The sequence below is a fragment of the Clostridioides sp. ZZV14-6150 genome (genome assembly GCF_020657875.1).
In the GTDB taxonomy this organism is placed as follows: Bacteria; Bacillota; Clostridia; order Peptostreptococcales; family Peptostreptococcaceae; genus Clostridioides.
In genome coordinates this window covers 185,506-202,961 of the sequence record NZ_JAGWDA010000003.1, presented here as the reverse complement: position 1 = coordinate 202,961, position 17,456 = coordinate 185,506, and the positions used below count along the sequence as shown (strand labels likewise).

At 28.9% G+C, this 17,456-nt stretch carries 15 protein-coding genes; all 15 read right to left on the bottom strand.

Going from position 1 to position 17,456, the window contains the following annotated elements:
* Window positions 1-89: 89 nt before the first annotated feature.
* The 15 genes from KGF41_RS05695 to KGF41_RS05625 all read right to left on the bottom strand — a co-directional run bounded on the left by KGF41_RS05695 (window position 90) and on the right by KGF41_RS05625 (window position 17,432).
* Entirely contained in the window at window positions 90-797 is a 708-nt protein-coding gene (locus tag KGF41_RS05695) for an SH3 domain-containing C40 family peptidase (protein ID WP_227842592.1), read from the bottom strand.
* Between the two features lie 198 nt (window positions 798-995).
* Window positions 996-2,909, bottom strand: coding sequence for a polysaccharide biosynthesis protein (locus KGF41_RS05690; protein ID WP_227827541.1), 1,914 nt, complete (start codon window positions 2,907-2,909; stop codon window positions 996-998).
* Window positions 2,910-2,993: 84 nt separating this feature from the next.
* Window positions 2,994-4,085 carry a glycosyltransferase family 4 protein gene (locus tag KGF41_RS05685; protein ID WP_227856450.1) on the bottom strand — a complete coding sequence of 364 codons (1,092 nt, stop codon included), beginning with the start codon at window positions 4,083-4,085 and terminating at the stop codon, window positions 2,994-2,996.
* 5 nt (window positions 4,086-4,090) lie between these two features.
* Complete coding sequence (locus KGF41_RS05680; RefSeq protein WP_413840562.1) at window positions 4,091-5,458, bottom strand: UDP-glucose dehydrogenase family protein; 1,368 nt, start codon at window positions 5,456-5,458, stop codon at window positions 4,091-4,093.
* Window positions 5,412-6,164, bottom strand: coding sequence for a glycosyltransferase family 2 protein (locus tag KGF41_RS05675; protein WP_227827543.1), 753 nt, complete (start codon window positions 6,162-6,164; stop codon window positions 5,412-5,414). Before KGF41_RS05675 ends, KGF41_RS05680 begins: the two co-directional genes overlap by 47 nt.
* A 47-nt stretch (window positions 6,165-6,211) precedes the next feature.
* Window positions 6,212-7,120, bottom strand: coding sequence for a glycosyltransferase family A protein (locus KGF41_RS05670; protein WP_227827544.1), 909 nt, complete (start codon window positions 7,118-7,120; stop codon window positions 6,212-6,214).
* Between the two features lie 21 nt (window positions 7,121-7,141).
* Window positions 7,142-7,891 (bottom strand): glycosyltransferase family 2 protein, encoded by a 750-nt coding sequence (locus KGF41_RS05665; protein WP_227827545.1) that lies wholly within the window; start codon window positions 7,889-7,891, stop codon window positions 7,142-7,144.
* A 28-nt stretch (window positions 7,892-7,919) separates the two neighbouring features.
* Complete coding sequence (locus KGF41_RS05660) at window positions 7,920-9,095, bottom strand: CDP-glycerol glycerophosphotransferase family protein (protein ID WP_227827546.1); 1,176 nt, start codon at window positions 9,093-9,095, stop codon at window positions 7,920-7,922.
* Between the two features lie 14 nt (window positions 9,096-9,109).
* A complete protein-coding gene (locus KGF41_RS05655) occupies window positions 9,110-9,949 on the bottom strand; it encodes a glycosyltransferase family 2 protein (RefSeq protein ID WP_227856449.1) in 840 nt (279 codons plus the stop codon).
* A 2-nt stretch (window positions 9,950-9,951) separates the two neighbouring features.
* Window positions 9,952-11,109, bottom strand: a complete 1,158-nt coding sequence (locus KGF41_RS05650; protein ID WP_227854621.1) for a polysaccharide polymerase — start codon at window positions 11,107-11,109, stop codon at window positions 9,952-9,954.
* 15 nt (window positions 11,110-11,124) lie between these two features.
* Complete coding sequence (locus tag KGF41_RS05645) at window positions 11,125-11,847, bottom strand: glycosyltransferase (protein WP_227827549.1); 723 nt, start codon at window positions 11,845-11,847, stop codon at window positions 11,125-11,127.
* A gap of 11 nt (window positions 11,848-11,858) precedes the next feature.
* Window positions 11,859-12,932, bottom strand: a complete 1,074-nt coding sequence (locus KGF41_RS05640; RefSeq protein ID WP_227827550.1) for a mannose-1-phosphate guanylyltransferase — start codon at window positions 12,930-12,932, stop codon at window positions 11,859-11,861.
* Window positions 12,933-12,953: 21 nt separating this feature from the next.
* On the bottom strand, window positions 12,954-14,660 hold the full coding sequence (locus tag KGF41_RS05635; protein WP_227842588.1) for a phospho-sugar mutase: 1,707 nt from the start codon (window positions 14,658-14,660) through the stop codon (window positions 12,954-12,956).
* A 45-nt stretch (window positions 14,661-14,705) separates the two neighbouring features.
* On the bottom strand, window positions 14,706-16,262 hold the full coding sequence (gene murJ, locus KGF41_RS05630) for a murein biosynthesis integral membrane protein MurJ (protein WP_227850205.1): 1,557 nt from the start codon (window positions 16,260-16,262) through the stop codon (window positions 14,706-14,708).
* A 114-nt stretch (window positions 16,263-16,376) separates the two neighbouring features.
* A complete protein-coding gene (locus KGF41_RS05625) occupies window positions 16,377-17,432 on the bottom strand; it encodes a cell wall-binding protein Cwp7 (RefSeq protein WP_227827553.1) in 1,056 nt (351 codons plus the stop codon).
* Window positions 17,433-17,456: the final 24 nt, after the last annotated feature.

Sequence of the window (17,456 nt, the reverse complement as noted above, 5' to 3'; positions counted from 1 at the left end):
TATTAATTAATACTTCACTTTCTATGTAAAACATTAAACATAACTATATTTAATGTTAATATTCAATCCTATGTAAATTAAATCTATTATTATTGTAAAACACGTGTAGCAGTTATAAGTCTTCTAGCATAATTAGTTCCTGGAGCCATACTAGTAACTTTTACTACATCTCCTGTTTGTGGTGAATGTATAAATTTAGAATCTCCTATATACAACCCAACATGATTTATTGAACCACCTGAACCAAAGAAAACTAAATCTCCTGCTTTTAATTCTGCTCTAGATACTTTCTTTCCTACTGTTGCTTGTGATCTTGATACTCTTGGTAAATTAACTCCTGCTCCATTTTTGTAAACATACGAAGTGAATCCAGAACAATCAAAAGAGTTTGGTCCAGTTGCTCCCCATCTATATGGTTTACCTTGTTGCTTAAATGCTAAGTTTAAAACATTTTGTACCTTTGCGTCTACATTTCCACCTTCAATAGTTAAATAATCTCCATTTACCCATCCTGTAACATTGTCAACTGTTCTTATTTTTATCCATCCATTTGAATGTAGTTCTAAAACTTCAACTTTGTCACCTGTGTTTATCTTTCCTACTATTGCATCATTTGCACTAGCTCCACTTCTCATGTTTAAGAAATCACATTGATCTACTGTCGCATTCATAGGTGAATTAGATAACTCTGCTGCACTAGCTGTTATTGCTCCTGCCTCTACTGTAACAACTCCTGCTATTAACACCATTGCTATAAATTTTTTCAATATATGTTTTTTATTTTTAATATTCATCATAATCTCAAATACCTAATCCTTTCGAAAATTTAACATTTTGTTCCTTCGTTTCCAATTCCTAATTAACATTCTAACTTACATCAAAATAAATTGCAACCTTTTTTGTAATCTTTTTGTAATCTTTTTGTAATCTTTTGTTTCTTTTTAGTATCTATTTGTTTCTTTTTGCTCCCCCTGGTTACAAATTAGAAATATATTCTACTTCTCTCGAGTTGTTGCAATTTCTTTGATATTAGCATCTTCTGGTTTAATGTAAGTTGGTACTAATTTTCTCATGACACCATCTATTTTTTCAGTTTCTTCATTGTTTGTAATTTCTTTTAAAAGTTTTAAGTATTTTGTTATTTTTTCTCTATCAACATCTATTGGCCTACCAATAAAAATCTTTTTATGCTCTGTATCTAACAGACCTTCTTCTGACATAAGAAGTTCTTCATACAATTTTTCTCCTGGTCTAAGACCAGAAAATTCAATTTTTACATCAACATCTGGTTCAAGCCCACTAAATTTTATTAAATTTTTTGCTAAATCCAATATTTTTACAGGCTCTCCCATATCAAGTACAAATACTTCTCCACCTTTAGCCATAGCTCCAGCCTGTATAACAAGCCCTACAGCCTCTGGTATTGTCATAAAATATCTAATAATATCTGGATGTGTAACAGTTACTGGTCCACCATCTTCAATCTGCTTCTTAAAAAGGGGAATTACACTTCCATTACTTCCAAGTACATTTCCAAATCTAACTGCAACAAACTCAGTCTGACTTTCATCATTCATTGTCTGTATAATCATCTCGGCAGCTCTTTTAGTAGCTCCCATTATATTTGTCGGATTTACAGCTTTGTCTGTAGATATAAGGACAAACTTCTTAGCTCTATATTTTGAAGATAAACCTGCTATATTTAAAGTTCCAAATATATTATTCTTTATAGCCTCACCAGGGCTTGACTCCATAAGAGGAACATGTTTATGAGCTGCTGCATGGAATACCACTTCTGGCTTATATTTATTAAATATTTCATCCATTCTTTTTTCTTCTCTTATTGAAGCTATTATTGCTTTTAAATCCAACTTATTTTTATATTTTCTAAGCAATTCTTGCTGTATTGCATAAGCATTATTTTCATAATTATCAACTATAATAAGCTCTTTAGGATTAAACCCTGCAATCTGTCTGCAAAGCTCTGAACCAATTGAGCCTCCTCCTCCAGTTACAAGGATTACTTTTCCTTCAATATAGTTACTTATCTCTTTTAAATTTGTTCTTATAGGCTCTCTACCCAATAAGTCTTCTATTTCTACCTCTCTAATCTGTTTTATATCAACTTTTCCATCTATAATTTCATAAATTCCTGGTATTGTCTTTATTTTACAATTAGTATTCTTACACATATCAATAATTTCTTTTTTTCTGTGTTTTTCTATGTTGGCAATAGAAAAAATTATTTCATCTACTTTATATTCTTCAACTATATCATTTATCTTTGAAGTTGTTCCTACAATCTTTACATTATGAATTATTCTTCCGATTTTATTTTTATCATCATCGATTATAGCTACTGCTACTTTTTTAAGTTCTGGATTTCGCTTTAATTCTTGTATAACCATCTCTCCAGCATCTCCTGCTCCAATTATAAGAATGTTAGAAACCTTCCCTCTAGAGTATGTCTTATTCATGACTATTCTTATAGCCCTGTAGCCTATTCTCACTCCACTTGTAAACATTATAATAAATATCGTATTTAATACATAAAGCATTATAGGATAATCGAGTCCCAATATTCTATTTATCACATAAGCTGGAATTAGATAAGCTAAAGTTGCAATAAAAATCGAAATAATTTCTTCTTCTCCTGCATATCTCCACAATGTGTTGTAACACTTAAACAATCTAAATGACACTATATGGAGTCCAATATATATACAAACTGAAATTATTACATTATTAACATTGAATACATCTAAATTGCCTGTCAAACTCAAAGACATTCGAAATGCTACTAGCACGCTACAAATATCTAGAATTAATAATGATAGTTGTCTAAATTTATATTTTTTTAAAAGCTTATTAAAAAAGCTTTCTTTCTCTAAATCTATACTTTCTCGCATAACTAGAAGCCCTCCATTAAACAGCAAAAGCTACGCACCTAAGCATAGCCAACAACATCTATCTTTTGCTGTATTTTTCAATTCTTATTTTTTATATTTATCTAATATAGAGTCGTATATTTTTTCTATATCATTAAAATTTAAATTAACTTCATAATTTTCTCTAACAAACTTACGCCCTTTTTTACCCATATTAAGTCTAAGCTCATCATTTTCCATTAGTTTTATTATAGCATTTTTTATTTCTTCTGGTTGCTTTGGCTCTACAATTAGCCCCGTTTCATTTTCCAATACAGATTCTGGATGCCCACCTACATTTGTAACAATAACAGGAACTTCACAAGACTCTGATTCTATTGCAGCTACACCAAAACCCTCTCTCAAAGAAGGAAATACTGTTACATCAAAAGAATTAAAAGTCTTACTGACATCCTCTGGAGATATTCTACCTAAAAATTGAACATTATCTTCCACGCCTAATTCCTTAGTCAGATTCACTAAGTTATCCATTTGACTTCCAGAACCACCTATTTTTAAAATTATTTTCTTTTCTTTATATTCATCTTTCAACATCTTAAATGCTTGTACTAAATATTCAATTCCATATTTTTTTTCCAAACTCTTTATAATTCCTATTACAAAAGCATCTTCTTTTTCTACTTCCATAGGTTTAAATCTATCCATATCTACTCCGAAAAAGGTTACATCTACATGCTTAGTTGTATATTTATTAGCTTCTTTAGCCATGTCTCTACTATTTGAAAATATATAATCTGCTTTTCTAAAGTTATGTTTTATAATTTGTTTTTGTATAAAACCATTGTTTGGGAAATCATAAATATCAGTACCCCAAACAGAAATAATATATGGATGATACCCAAGTAAACTACCTATAAATCCATAGCTACTTGCATATTGTGCATGAAGTATATCTGGCTTTATTTCATTTACTAGTTTCTTTATTTGTTTTATTGAACCTAAGTATCCTGTTTTTTTAGAAATATTTTCATTTTTCAGTTCTTCTACATTAGAACCAAAGTCATAAATTTTAATTCCTTCCATGTGGCCTCCATTTAAAGAGATAACATGAATGTCGTATCCTTTATTTTTAAAAAAACTACACCATTTTAAAGTATGAGGATTTGACCCATCAGCCAAATAACAAACAGTCTTCATAATATTTACCTTCCTATCGAATAATACTCAATACCTAGTTCTTTCATATCTTCAAGCTTGTAACAATTTCTTCCATCTAGAACTAAAGGATTTTTCATCTTTTCCTTATACTTATGTATATCATAATTTAAGACATCTTTCCACTCTGTCATTATAAAACATATCTCTGCATCTTCTATTGTATCATCTATAGATTTAGCATAAAGTATAGAATCCCCAAATATTTTCTTAGTATTTTCAACTCCTATTGGGTCAAATGCAGTAACTTTTGCTCCTCTTTCAAGTAAATATTTTATATTTGGAATAGATGGGGCTTCTCTTATATCATCAGTATCTGGCTTAAATGTTAATCCTAAAACAGCAACTTTCATATCTTGAAAGCTCTCTACTAGTTTAGATGCCTTTCTAACTAATTTAAGTTTTTGACTTTCATTCACTTCTATAGCAGCCTTTACTGTTTTTAATTCATAACCGTTATGCTCAGACAGCCAATGAAGGGCTTTTGTATCTTTAGGGAAACAAGAACCTCCATAACCTATACCTGCTTTTAAGAATTTACTTCCTATTCTATCATCATAACTCATTCCTAAAGCGACATCTTCCACATTAGCACCTGCTATCTCACAAAGATTTGCAATATCATTCATAAAAGATATCTTAAGTGCTAAAAAGTTATTTGATGCATATTTTATCATTTCAGCACTATTTCTATTAGTTACTATTATAGGTTGATTAAAAGGTTTATAAATTTCTTCCAGTATTCCTCTTGCCCACTCACTTTCCACTCCTATAACAATTCTTGAAGCATGTAAAGTATCTCTTACTGCACTACCTTGTGATAAAAACTCTGGATTAGATGCAAGTTCAACTTTTACATCATTTTTTAAGTTTTTATTTATATAATCTTCTATTTCTTCATTTGTTCCAATTGGTACTGTAGATTTTATTACTACTAAAGTATCTTTTGTTACAGTTTCAGCTATTTGCTTTGCAACTGCCTTTATATAATCTAAATTAGCTGAACCATCACTTCTTTCTGGAGTTCCTACAGCTATTAGTATTATATCTACATCTTCATAAGCTTTTTTATAATCTGTAGTATAATCTATTCTTCCTTTTTCATAATTTCTAACCATAAGTTCTTCTAGGCCTTCTTCATATATAGGTGCTATCCCAAGTTGCATTGATTTAACTTTGCGTTCATCTATATCAACACAAATTACATTTTCATTGCCTACCTCTGCTAGACAAACACCTGTTACTAGCCCTACATATCCAGTCCCAGCTATAGCTATTTTCATTTTTTTACCTCCAAGTATATAAAACTTATACTCTTTTTTTAATGGCATTAAAAACATAGAAACAAAATACATATAGGCTTTTTGGTAAACTTAAATTTTCAACATTTCTATAGGTATTCCAAGTTCGTTTTAATGCTTTTATCTTATTGCTTGATATAGAATTTCCAACTAGCCTATAATTCACTAAATCTTCCTGAATTCCATATGCATATTTTTCCTTTTTAAGTAATTGTAACCAAGTTGCAGTATCTTGTCCTCTTCTTACTAAAGGCATACTAAATTCACCTATGACATCCCTATCAATGACTACAGTAGAACACCCTATTATAGTATTTTTAAGTAATCCTTCATAGTCAATCTTTTTAGGTGCTCTTGCAACTTTACTCGTTTTTGTTCCATCTTGTCTCATATATCTATAAGATGTAAAAGAAAACCCGATATTTTCTTTTAACATATATCCTATCTGAATTTCTAACTTTTTACTATCCCATAAATCATCACTATCTACAAATGCAATAAATCGACCTTCCGCATTTTCAATACCAACATTCCTAGATACTGCAGCTCCAGAATTTTTTTCAAGCTTTATATATTTTATTCTAGCATCTTCTTTTTGAAAACTTTTTATAATTTCACTTGAATTGTCCTTAGAACAATCATCCACTAATAAAAGCTGCCAATTTTTATAAGTTTGATTTTGGATTGACTTTATTGTCTCTGATAAAAACTCTTCTGAATTATATACAGGAGTAATTATCGATACTAAAGGCTCATTCATATTTTTACTCTCCTTATATAGCAACTAGCAGTACTATACCAACAAGTTTACTTAGATACTAACTTTCTTTGTCCAATATATTTGTAATATCCTAATGGGAACAACACTAAATACAATAATTTATCAGATATTTTTTTGATTTCGCCAAAATAATGACTGTCAGATAACAATGAGTATCTAGCTAAATTTATGTAATTCTTTATCCACATATATGGATATCTACCTAAAGGATATGTATTTTGATTTATTAAATATAAAAACTCTAATGCTCTACCTTTTAATGCATTTTTATTTAATATATTCTTAGTCAAACCATCATCCAAATAATCTCTTATTATCATAGGTTTGTTTACACATTTAACTTTATAGTATTTAGACATTTCATTCCATACTACACTTTCTGGTAAAAATCTCACTTCTTTTCTTTCTGGAAAAGGAAATTTTATAAGCTCATCAGTTACAAATACAATGCTTTTATCTCCCTTAACACCATATTTAAAATATAGGTCTGCAAAGTGACATATTTTTTTATCCTCAGGCATTTCTGTGCCTATTAAATCTCCGCTTGGGTATACACAAAGTCCAACAACCCCACTAAATCCTTCTTTATTTTCTACAGAATTCCATTCATCATTAGCAATTTCAAGAGAATCTTTAATTAAACCATCATCACTATCTACAATGAAAAATAGTTCTCCATCTGCATTTTTCACACCTAAATTTATTGCAGTATGTTTTCCTCCATTTTCTTTGTATATATATCTTATATTTAATTTATCTTCTGATATAAATTTTTCAACTAATTCTTTAGTACCGTCGCTACTTCCATCATCGACAATCAACCATTCAAAGTCGTTGAAATCATATGTTTGAGCTTTTAAATCATTGTACAAATTTTCGAGTAAATGAGCTCTATTGTATGTTGGAGTAAATACAGTAAATTTATATTTATACATTAATTAAATCTTCCTCTCTATCTAACTTTTTTTAATTCCATTTATTCCATAATTAATAAAGTAGTATATAGCTTTGTATAGAGGTATTTTTTCTATATTTCTATATATATTCCAAGTCCACATAGCAGCCTTTATCTTATTACCACTAAGGGAGTTACTAGATTTTCTATATAATGCTAAAACTTCATTTATTCCATGAGCGATATGTCCTCTTTTCAATATAGATAACCACAAGACATAATCTTCATGTCTTACACCACTCATCTTAATTTCAAAATCCAGTTTAGACTTATCAATTACAACAGTAAGACATCCCAAAATATTTCCCTTTAATAACCTTCTGTAATCCACATTAGGTGGCACTTTTATTACTTTATTTAACTTTTTATCATTTTCGTCCATCAGTTCATATGAAGTAAATGAGATTACATAGTCATTTTCTAACATAAAGTTTACTTGTTTTTCTAACTTACTACTATTCCACTGGTCATCACTATCTAAAAAAGCTATAAATTGTCCTGTCGCATTACTTAATGCTAGATTTCTAGCATTAGAGACACCCTTATTAGTCTCAGTCTTTATGCATTTTATTCTACTATCCTGTTGCATATAAGATTTGACTATATTAGGACTATTATCTGTTGAGCAATCATCAATAATTAACATTTCCCATTCTTGATAAGTTTGGTTTAATACTGATTTTATGGTTGCTTCAATAAATTTTTCAGAATTATACATGGGAGTAATTATAGATACTAAATTCTTCTTCATATTACCTTCCTCATCATTTATAAAATATTTATTTAATTTTACTTAATACACAATCATATATCCTCTTGCAGTTCTTATTGTCATTATATCTGAAAAACTTATTTCTTTCATTTTTTTGGTTATCCATAACCTCAAAATTATTTTCAATAATATCAATAAGTTTATTCACAGCTTCATCATTATTATAAGCCAAAGACCCAAACATTTCGCTTTTTAAATCTATATACGAATCAACTTTTTCCATATATTCATCTAAATCAAATTGATAAAATAAAATAGGTCTGTTCATATATAGAAAGTCTATGGCAACACTTGAATAATCAGTTATGTTTACAGCTGATTTTCTTATTTCATTTGCTAGAGTTACCCCTTTATCTAAAAATACAATTCGTTTACCAGTTATGTTTTCTTTTATGTCATCTATAAACTCATGCATAAGATGATGCATATAAATTTTTACATTTATATCTTTCTCATCTAATATTTTATTTAATTTATCATCATTCAAGAAATTCATTATATTTTTAAAATAATCTGTATCTGTAAATTTTCCTGAACTAAATTTTATCCAGTCTCTCCATGTAGGAGTATATAATATATCTCGTGTTTGTGCAACTTCATTTGTTGGTAAATTGTCATATCTTGCATTTCCAATTATATAAACTGAGTCATCTAACATTCCCCAATCATTTACCATGACATTTCTTTCAAACTCAGAACTTGCTGTAACTATATTATAGCTTTTATATAGGTTATCTATAATATTTTTGAACTTTTTATTCATTGGTTTTCTCTTTTTAAAACTTATAGTTCCATGATTTAAGAACACTTTTATCGTCTTTTTATGAAAATAATTAAGAACAGGTACAGCAAAGTTATAAGGTGCTATATCTGCTGATGGCGCATGTGAAAATACTATAGCTTTTGAATTGTAATAATATAGATAGTTTTCTACACTTCCTCTTATTAATTTTTTGCCTGGAATTTTATCAAATACTTTACTGTCTTTATTTACTACCCAATAAGTTTCTACATCATTATGCTCTTTCAACATATACTCATAAAAGAACTTGGAATTATCATTGTATATATCTCCTGAATGTCCACCTATAAGCCAGATATTTCTACCATTAAACTTATGCTTACTAAATGGATACATAAAAAAAGCCAAAAGCATATTTATTAAAAATTTAACCTTGTCCATAAACACCATCCTCATTATAACTTATACTGTCTAAATCCATTAATTCTTCCTTTTATAGTGGCACTATGATAATCTCTGTTGGAACTCAATATAAGACCGCCTATATTTCTTACAAGTTTTGATGCCATAACCTTTACAAACTTATAATTCTTTCTATAGACTATTTCTTTTTTGCAAATGGCTCCAAAACCTCTTCCATAGTTATAATCTTTTTGATACTTTTCTTTAGATTTAGAATGTTTTTTTGCAGGATGGTAAATTATATCATTCCCAAAATATTTTCCTTTAAATCCTAAACTCAATAAGTTTAAAACATAATCTATCTCTTCACCAGCACCAAAATCTCCACCAACACCTAATTTTTCATCAAATCTTGTATATTCTTTCTCTCCATAATCAACAAAAAAAGTTATGGATGTTATAGTATTTAAAACGTTGGAACTTGTGATATCACAAGTTCCATCATACATTTTCTTAAATGCATCAATTTTATTTGCATCCATAGTTTTACAACTGTATATTTTATAATCTTTATTTTTATTAAAGAAGTTTATAACTTTTTCTAATGTATCATTTTCGTAGACACAGTCATCATCAGGAAAACCTATAATTTGCCCTTTAGCATTGTCTATTCCTACATTTCTATTATAACTTAATCCCATCTTATCGCTTTTTATATACTTTATATCTAACTTATCAACGTATTTATCAACTATCTCCCTAACTTTGCTATTATCGTTTTGATCTACTACTATAAGTTCAAAGTTTTTGTAAGTTTGATTTTCTAGGCTGTCCATAAGTAAATATATATCATCATATCTATTTAATGTTGGCATTATTAATGATATTAACATTACTACCTCCTACTTTTCACTTTCCACAAATCTACCTCTCTTTTATCGTTTAATATTACTTCTTTTATTAGTAATACTATTGCAAAACTAAATGAAGCTTCTAATAATAAATTTTCTGCAAAAGAGTATATTAAAAATAGAAATAAAGCTACTAAATACTCTTTTTTATCTTTTTCTATAAAGCTTTCTATACCTTTATACATCAAATACATAAATAATATGCAAGCAACTACTCCTAGTACACTAATTATATATATATAAGAACTATCTAATGGATTAGTTGCTTTTATAGCAGCGCTATATGAATTTCCAAAAGGTTTCATAAAATTTCCCTCTTGAGATAAGTATACATTCCAAAACTTAGGTCTACTTGCTAATAATCTATTTAGTACACTACTTTTAGAAAACATTATACCAATAAGTACACTAGATAAAGTAAGTATTATCGGCGATGTCTTTATAAGCATTGGTAGTCCTTTTACTTTTTTTAGGTCTATCAATCTTATTATTTCTACAAATATTAATCCTGCTAATATAGTAAAAAAACCAGTTCTACTATATGTAGTTTGATAAACAAAAAATGCAGATCCAAATAAAATTATTCTATCCCATTTATTATAGTTTTTATATCTTAAGAATATATATGCTGCATATATAGTAACCATATGATAAAATACCCCATTTGGATTACCAAGTCCAAAATCCATTCTTGTAACAAGCGTATCTAATTTTCCTATATATCTATAGTGGACTTCCTGATTAAATACTAATGAAGGAAATAAATTAAATAATAATATAGCTCCTATTAAAAAACATGCAGATATTATTAAATAACTTTTAACTATATATTTATCATCTATTTGTTTAGCTGATACAGCTAGCAAAACAATTAATAATATAGCCCCTTCTCTATTTAATATATAAAGTAATACACAGGCTCCAACTAGCACCATTTCTGTTATACTTTTTCTCTTATCAAATAAAAAAAGTAGCATTAGTATTCCTATTGAAGAATAAAATAACGCTGATTTAATCATCCCTATACTCATATCTGGGTCAATAAATGATATCATATACTTTCTAAGTAATATGATAAACAAAACAAATATATAAAGATATTTTTTAATCATAATATTTCTATCATCGTTTAAAGTCTTCATTTCACTTTCTCCCTTTTAGCTTCGTAAAGTATTACTTGCAAATATTTTACAACACTTCCATATCTTATTTACACCTGTTAAGTGCTTGCTTTCTAAGAAATAATTTCTTTTCTTAGCCCAACTTTTTCCCCACCAATGTATTCCATAAGTATTTTCTGTAATACATTCTGGTGTAAAGTCTTCTTTAAATCCAAAAGGATAAAAATATTCTTTATCATAGACACGGATACCTTCTTCATAGTTATTTTGGTCAATCTTTTTATAATTTTTTTCCATAAGATAAGTCATAACCTTTGGTATTGTAAACAATGAAGAAGTCAGGACTTCTTTTTCATAGTACTCTAATAAGTCTTTAAAAAAAGGATGTCCTTTTTCTACACCTACTATGGCTGCATTCATGTATTCTCCATCATCTTCATATCCACATATAAGCCTATTATTTTCTAAAAGAGGAGTTATATCCTTTAATATTTGCATATCTGTATCCATATAAACTCCACCTTGTTCATAGAGTACTCTTATTCTTGTATAATCTGATATGAATGCCCAAAGCTTTCTTTTATAACATTCTTCCAAAAACTTATTTCCTTTTATTTCTTTCTCTATATCAAAGTTTTTTTCATTCCACTCTACTATCTCATATTCTGGAAGTTTCTCTTTCCAGGAATTTATACATATATTTTCTATATTTCCTTTTGGTCCACCAAACCATACATAATGTATTTTTTTAGGAATCAAATGAACACCTCCTACATATATTCTTGTCTATCTTCTTCTTTTAATTGCTCTACTATCTTTTTGACATCTTGAGCTTTATCTTTTCTACAAACCATAACTGCATCATTTGTAGATACTACTATTAAATCACTAATACCTATTGTCGATATTAATTTGTCATCTGAATATATAATTGAGTTTTTAGTATCTATAGTAATATTTTCACCTCTTTTGATGTTACCTTCATCATCAGTTGGATATATTGCACCTAGAGAGTCCCAAGAACCAACGTCATTCCACCCAAAATCACCAGGAACTACTATAACATCATTACTTCTTTCCATAATACCATAATCTATGGAAATTGATTGTATTGTTGGATATATTTCTTTTATTTTTCCTATTTCTTCTTCTGTTCCTAAGTAATTACTGATTTCCTCTAATTTTTCATATACTTTTGGTAAGTATCTCTTAAAATCTTCCAATATCTTAGATACTTTCCATACGAACATTCCACTATTCCATACATATTTTTTAGAGTTTACATATTCTTTAGCAATTTCATAGTTTGGCTTTTCTACGAACTCCACTACCTCATATGCAACATTTTCTATTGTGTTTTCTCTATTGAAATTTATGTATCCATATCCTGTTGATGGAAATGTAGGAGTTATCCCAATAGTTACTAGTTTATCATTATTTTCTGCTATATAGATAGCTTTTTCTAAAATAGATTTAAATTCTTTTTCATCTTTTATATAATGGTCAGCTGGATATACACACATAACACCATCACCATATTTTTTCATTATGTTAAATGCTGCAAAACCTATAGCTGCTGCCGTATTTCTGGCACATGGTTCTGGCAAGATATTGCTATCTAAACATTTATCTTTTACTGTATCCTTTAAAGCTTCCAATTGCTTCTCATTAGTTACTATAAATAAATCCTCTTTTTTTGCTAGAGAATCTATTCTATTTATAGTTTCATTTATTAAAGCATCTTCTCCACTTAAATTTATAAGCTGTTTAGGTACTTCTTGTCTACTAAGTGGCCAGAAACGAGTCCCTCCTCCACCAGCCATTATGACATTGTATGCTTTCATTATTTATCTCCCCTTAGCTCTTTATATAGAATCCACCACATTTAATATATAAGATATTAAATTATTCAACTTAGATTCTACATCTTCTTGGTTGTCTGAATTTGCTCCAAAGTAAAATTTAATTTTAGGTTCTGTACCTGAAGGTCTTATAGCTATCCAAGAACCATCTTCAAGTAAAAATTTAAGTACATCTGATTTAGGTAAATCATCGACCCCATCTTTATAATCTAAAATCTTATCTACTTTTACATCAGCCACATTATCTATTTTAACACTTCTAAAGTAAAGCATCATCTCTTTTATTTTTTTTATTCCATCTATGCCTTTTAAAGTAACTGACTTTAAGTCCTCTTTGTAGTATCCAAATTTATTATATGTATCTATCAAAGCTTCATACAAATTCATACCTTTTGAAAAATAATATGCTGCCATTTCACATATCATAAGTGAAGATACAACACCATCTTTATCTCTAGCATGAGTTCCAATTAAGTAACCATAGCTTTCCTCATATCCCATTATAAAGCTTCTATCATTACTTTCTTCAAACGCTTTTATTTTTTCTCCAATAAATTTGAATCCTGTTAAAGTATTTAAACAATCTACATTATAAGCCTTTGCTATTTTTGCACCTAGTTCTGATGTAACTATAGTTTTTATTATTGTAGGATTGTTTTTAGGAAGTTTATTTTCTTCAACTAAACTCTCTAATATATATCTAACTAAAAGTGAGCCAACTTGATTTCCATTTAATACTACATACTCACCACTAGAATCTTTTACAACAACACCTACTCTGTCACAATCAGGGTCTGTTCCTATTATCAAATCCGTACCATTACTCTTTGCCATTTCAATAGCTATATTAAATACTGACTTTTCTTCAGGATTAGGATACTTGACTGTTGAAAAATTAGAATCTGGCAATTCTTGCTCCTTAACCACCATTACATTTTCAAAGCCACATTCATTTAAGACTCTTCTTACTGGTTTATTTCCAGTTCCATGAATAGGTGTATATATTATTTTTAATTTTTTTCCATATTCACCTATTGTATTTTGTCTTAAAACTTGCTTCTTAACAGCCTTTATAAACTCATCATCTACTTCATTATCTAATATAGTTATTAAATTTTTAGATAAAGCTTCTTCAAAATCTGCACTTTTAATAATACTGTAATCATCAATCTTATTAACTTCTGCAATTATATCATTTGCCATATCTATACAGATTTGACCACCATCTGAGTCATATACCTTATATCCATTGTACTCTTTAGGATTATGGCTTGCTGTTATTACTATTCCCATAGCACACTTTAAATATCTAACAGCAAAAGAAAGTTCTGGTGTAGGTTTTAATTCTTCAAAAATATAAGCCTTTACACCATATGCACTTAAAGTTTTAGCTACTTCTATACAAAACTCTCTTGACATGTATCTACTATCATGTGCTATAATAATTCCTTTTTGCTTTCCTTCTTCACCTTGTGTCTTCATAATATAATTTAAAATTCCAAGTGTTGCACGTCTAACAGTATAAATATTTATTCTATTAGTTCCCGCTCCTATTATACCCCTTAGACCACCTGTCCCAAATTCTAAATTTTTATAGAATCTATCTTGTATTTCTTTTTCATCATCCTTTATATTTAATAGCTCTTCTTTGGTTTGTTCATCAAAATAAGGAGAATTTAACCACATCTCATAATTGTTTTTATAATCCATATTTTCATCCTTTCTGACTCTATTTTAATTTTTTAAGATAAATGTCTATCTTTTAAGTAGTTTTTGTTTTCCTTTTCTCAAAAACTCAAAAGCTAAATCCATCTCTTCTACCTTAAATAAAACTATCAATACCGTATATACAGAAGCCCCACCTAATACTCCAGCTCCAACTGATATAATTTCTTTAATTGTTCCTGCACCTATAAATGCATATAGATTGTTATATATCAATAAAGTGACTACTGCCATCACACCTGATGCTACCAAACTTTTAAGGCCAGTCTTTATGATTTTATCTCCTCCAAAATATCCATTTTTCTTTTTAAGAGATATAAACAATAATATAACTGTAATTATATTAGATGTACTAGTTGATATAGCAATACCTGCATGACCAAGTGGTCTTATCAATATTAAATTAAGAACTATATTTATTATTAAGGCTATACTTCCATTTATCATTGGTGTTTTTGTATCTGAAAGAGAATAGAAGGCTCTATATAAGACATCTCTTACCCCACAAGCCAATAATCCTAGCGAATATAATCTAAGAGCTATAGATGTAAGGTCTGTTGATAAGGCGTCAAACTTACCTCTTTGGAATAATATTCTAACAAGAGGTTCTGCCAATATAATAGCTCCTATAGATATCGGAAGCACCACCAATATAATACAATTTGATGATTTTACAATAGTACTTATAAATCCTTCTTTATTATCTTTACCTGACATTTTTGCCAGCTTAGGATATATAACGGTTATTATAGATGTAACAAATAATGCCATAACAAACTCATTCAGTCTATTTGCATAGTTAAGAGCGGACAACTTCCCATCCCCTAAAGTAGTTGCCAATAACCTGTCAACAAATATATTTAACTGTCCAACAGCTACACCTATTAACATAGGCAGGACTAGATTCACTAGTTCTTTTATGGACTCATCCTTTAAATTTATATATGGTTTATACTTGTAGGACTTTTTAAATGCAAATGGAAGTTGAAACAATAGCTGACTTGCCATAGCAACCAGTGCTCCTGCTGGTAGTATCCATATATTCTTTCCTGCACTTAGTGCTATTGCTGCTATTATTATGATATTATATGGAATTCCTATAAGTCCAGGAATTACAAAACTGTCATTCACCTGTAAAAATGAACTAAATATTTTACTTCCACTCAAGAACAAAACTCCTGAAATCATTATTTTAGTAAATAATATTGCTGCTTGAAACTTAGCAGGGTCACTTCTAAATCCTGCTGCAAATACTGTAACAAATTGCTCTGTAAATAAAAGCCCAAAAATAGCTATTATTATAGCCATTATATAGCATATATTTAAAACATTATTAGTAAATTTTAAGGCACCTTCATCTCCGAGTCTTTTCTTCGTCTCAAAGTACATAGGTATATAAGTTGTAGCAATTGCAGAACCTATGACTGCTATGATTAAACCAGGTATATTTAGTGTTAATACAAATACATCTGCATACATACCTGTTCCATAGAAATTTGCAAGTACAAGTTCTCTAAGGAAACCTAATACTTTTGAAAACATAGTGGCTGCCATAATCCACAATGCTGCTTTAGCTGTTTTTGACATTTTATTTCTCCTTATCTAATTTAAACTCTAAAAGTAGAACTTTTAAAACTGCTTATAAACATTATTCTGATTAAGTAAATTTAACCTATGAAAAGCTTCCTTGTAAATTAAATACTATATTGACTCATATCTAAGTGCCCTAAATGTAATCAATAGTAATAATAGTATTAATATTATACAAGATAAGAATGTTAGATTAAATATACTCTTAAGTAAACTATAATTACCTACTGTATACCCAACTTCAATTACATCACTTATGTTGTTATCTTTCAAGAATTTATCTTGTGCACGACTTAAATTATCACTACAAATCAGTATTGGCATATTTTCTTTAGCCGATACTACTCCCAAAGAAATATATTCATTTACATCAGCTCTACTTCCAAAGTCTAATCTAGCAGTATAGATTTTATTTATATCTTTTACATCATAAAACTTCTTTATTAAATCGATATTTGTCGCTGACTTATTTATTTGCTTTATACCTTCTATATTCTTTAAGCTAGAATCAATATCTGCAATAAACTCTTTTGAATCACCTAAGGCATATATTTTTTCAAGGTTTTTACCTTTTAAGAAATCAATTTGTTCTTCAAAACCTTCATCTTGGGCCCATATTATTGGCATTCCACTTTTAGCTGCATAAGAATACACAGATATGGCATTTTCTAATCCTGTAGTTGAGCTAAGTAAAAATGCTTTATCGAATCCTACTGTTCTATACATTTCTCTAGCTATCTTTAAAGATGTATCATATCTGTCTTTTCCTCTTATTCTTTCTACTTTCATTCCCATTTTTTCTATATTACGTTCAGCATCTTTAGATACTGCCTTTAAACCACCTATTATCGTAACCTTCTCTGGACCTAGTTCTTTTAGATAATTTCTTGTTACTCTACCAAGATTTTTACTCTTAGTTACAACTATTGGAGCATTTTTTGCATATGCTAAAGGTGTTGCACTTATACTATCTACAATTGACTCTTCATTTACAAGAATTACTTCTTTAGAATTCTTAAATGCTCTTTTATTTAATTCTGTTGAAATCTCTGGTATACTACCTTCTATCAACTCTTTTTTAGGATTTGCATCTGCAAATACTCCTATCGTACTAGAAATAGAGATTAGCAAAACTAACGATAATATAGTAGAAAATTTTTTAATCATAAGTTCTCATTCCTTTTCTTTTTT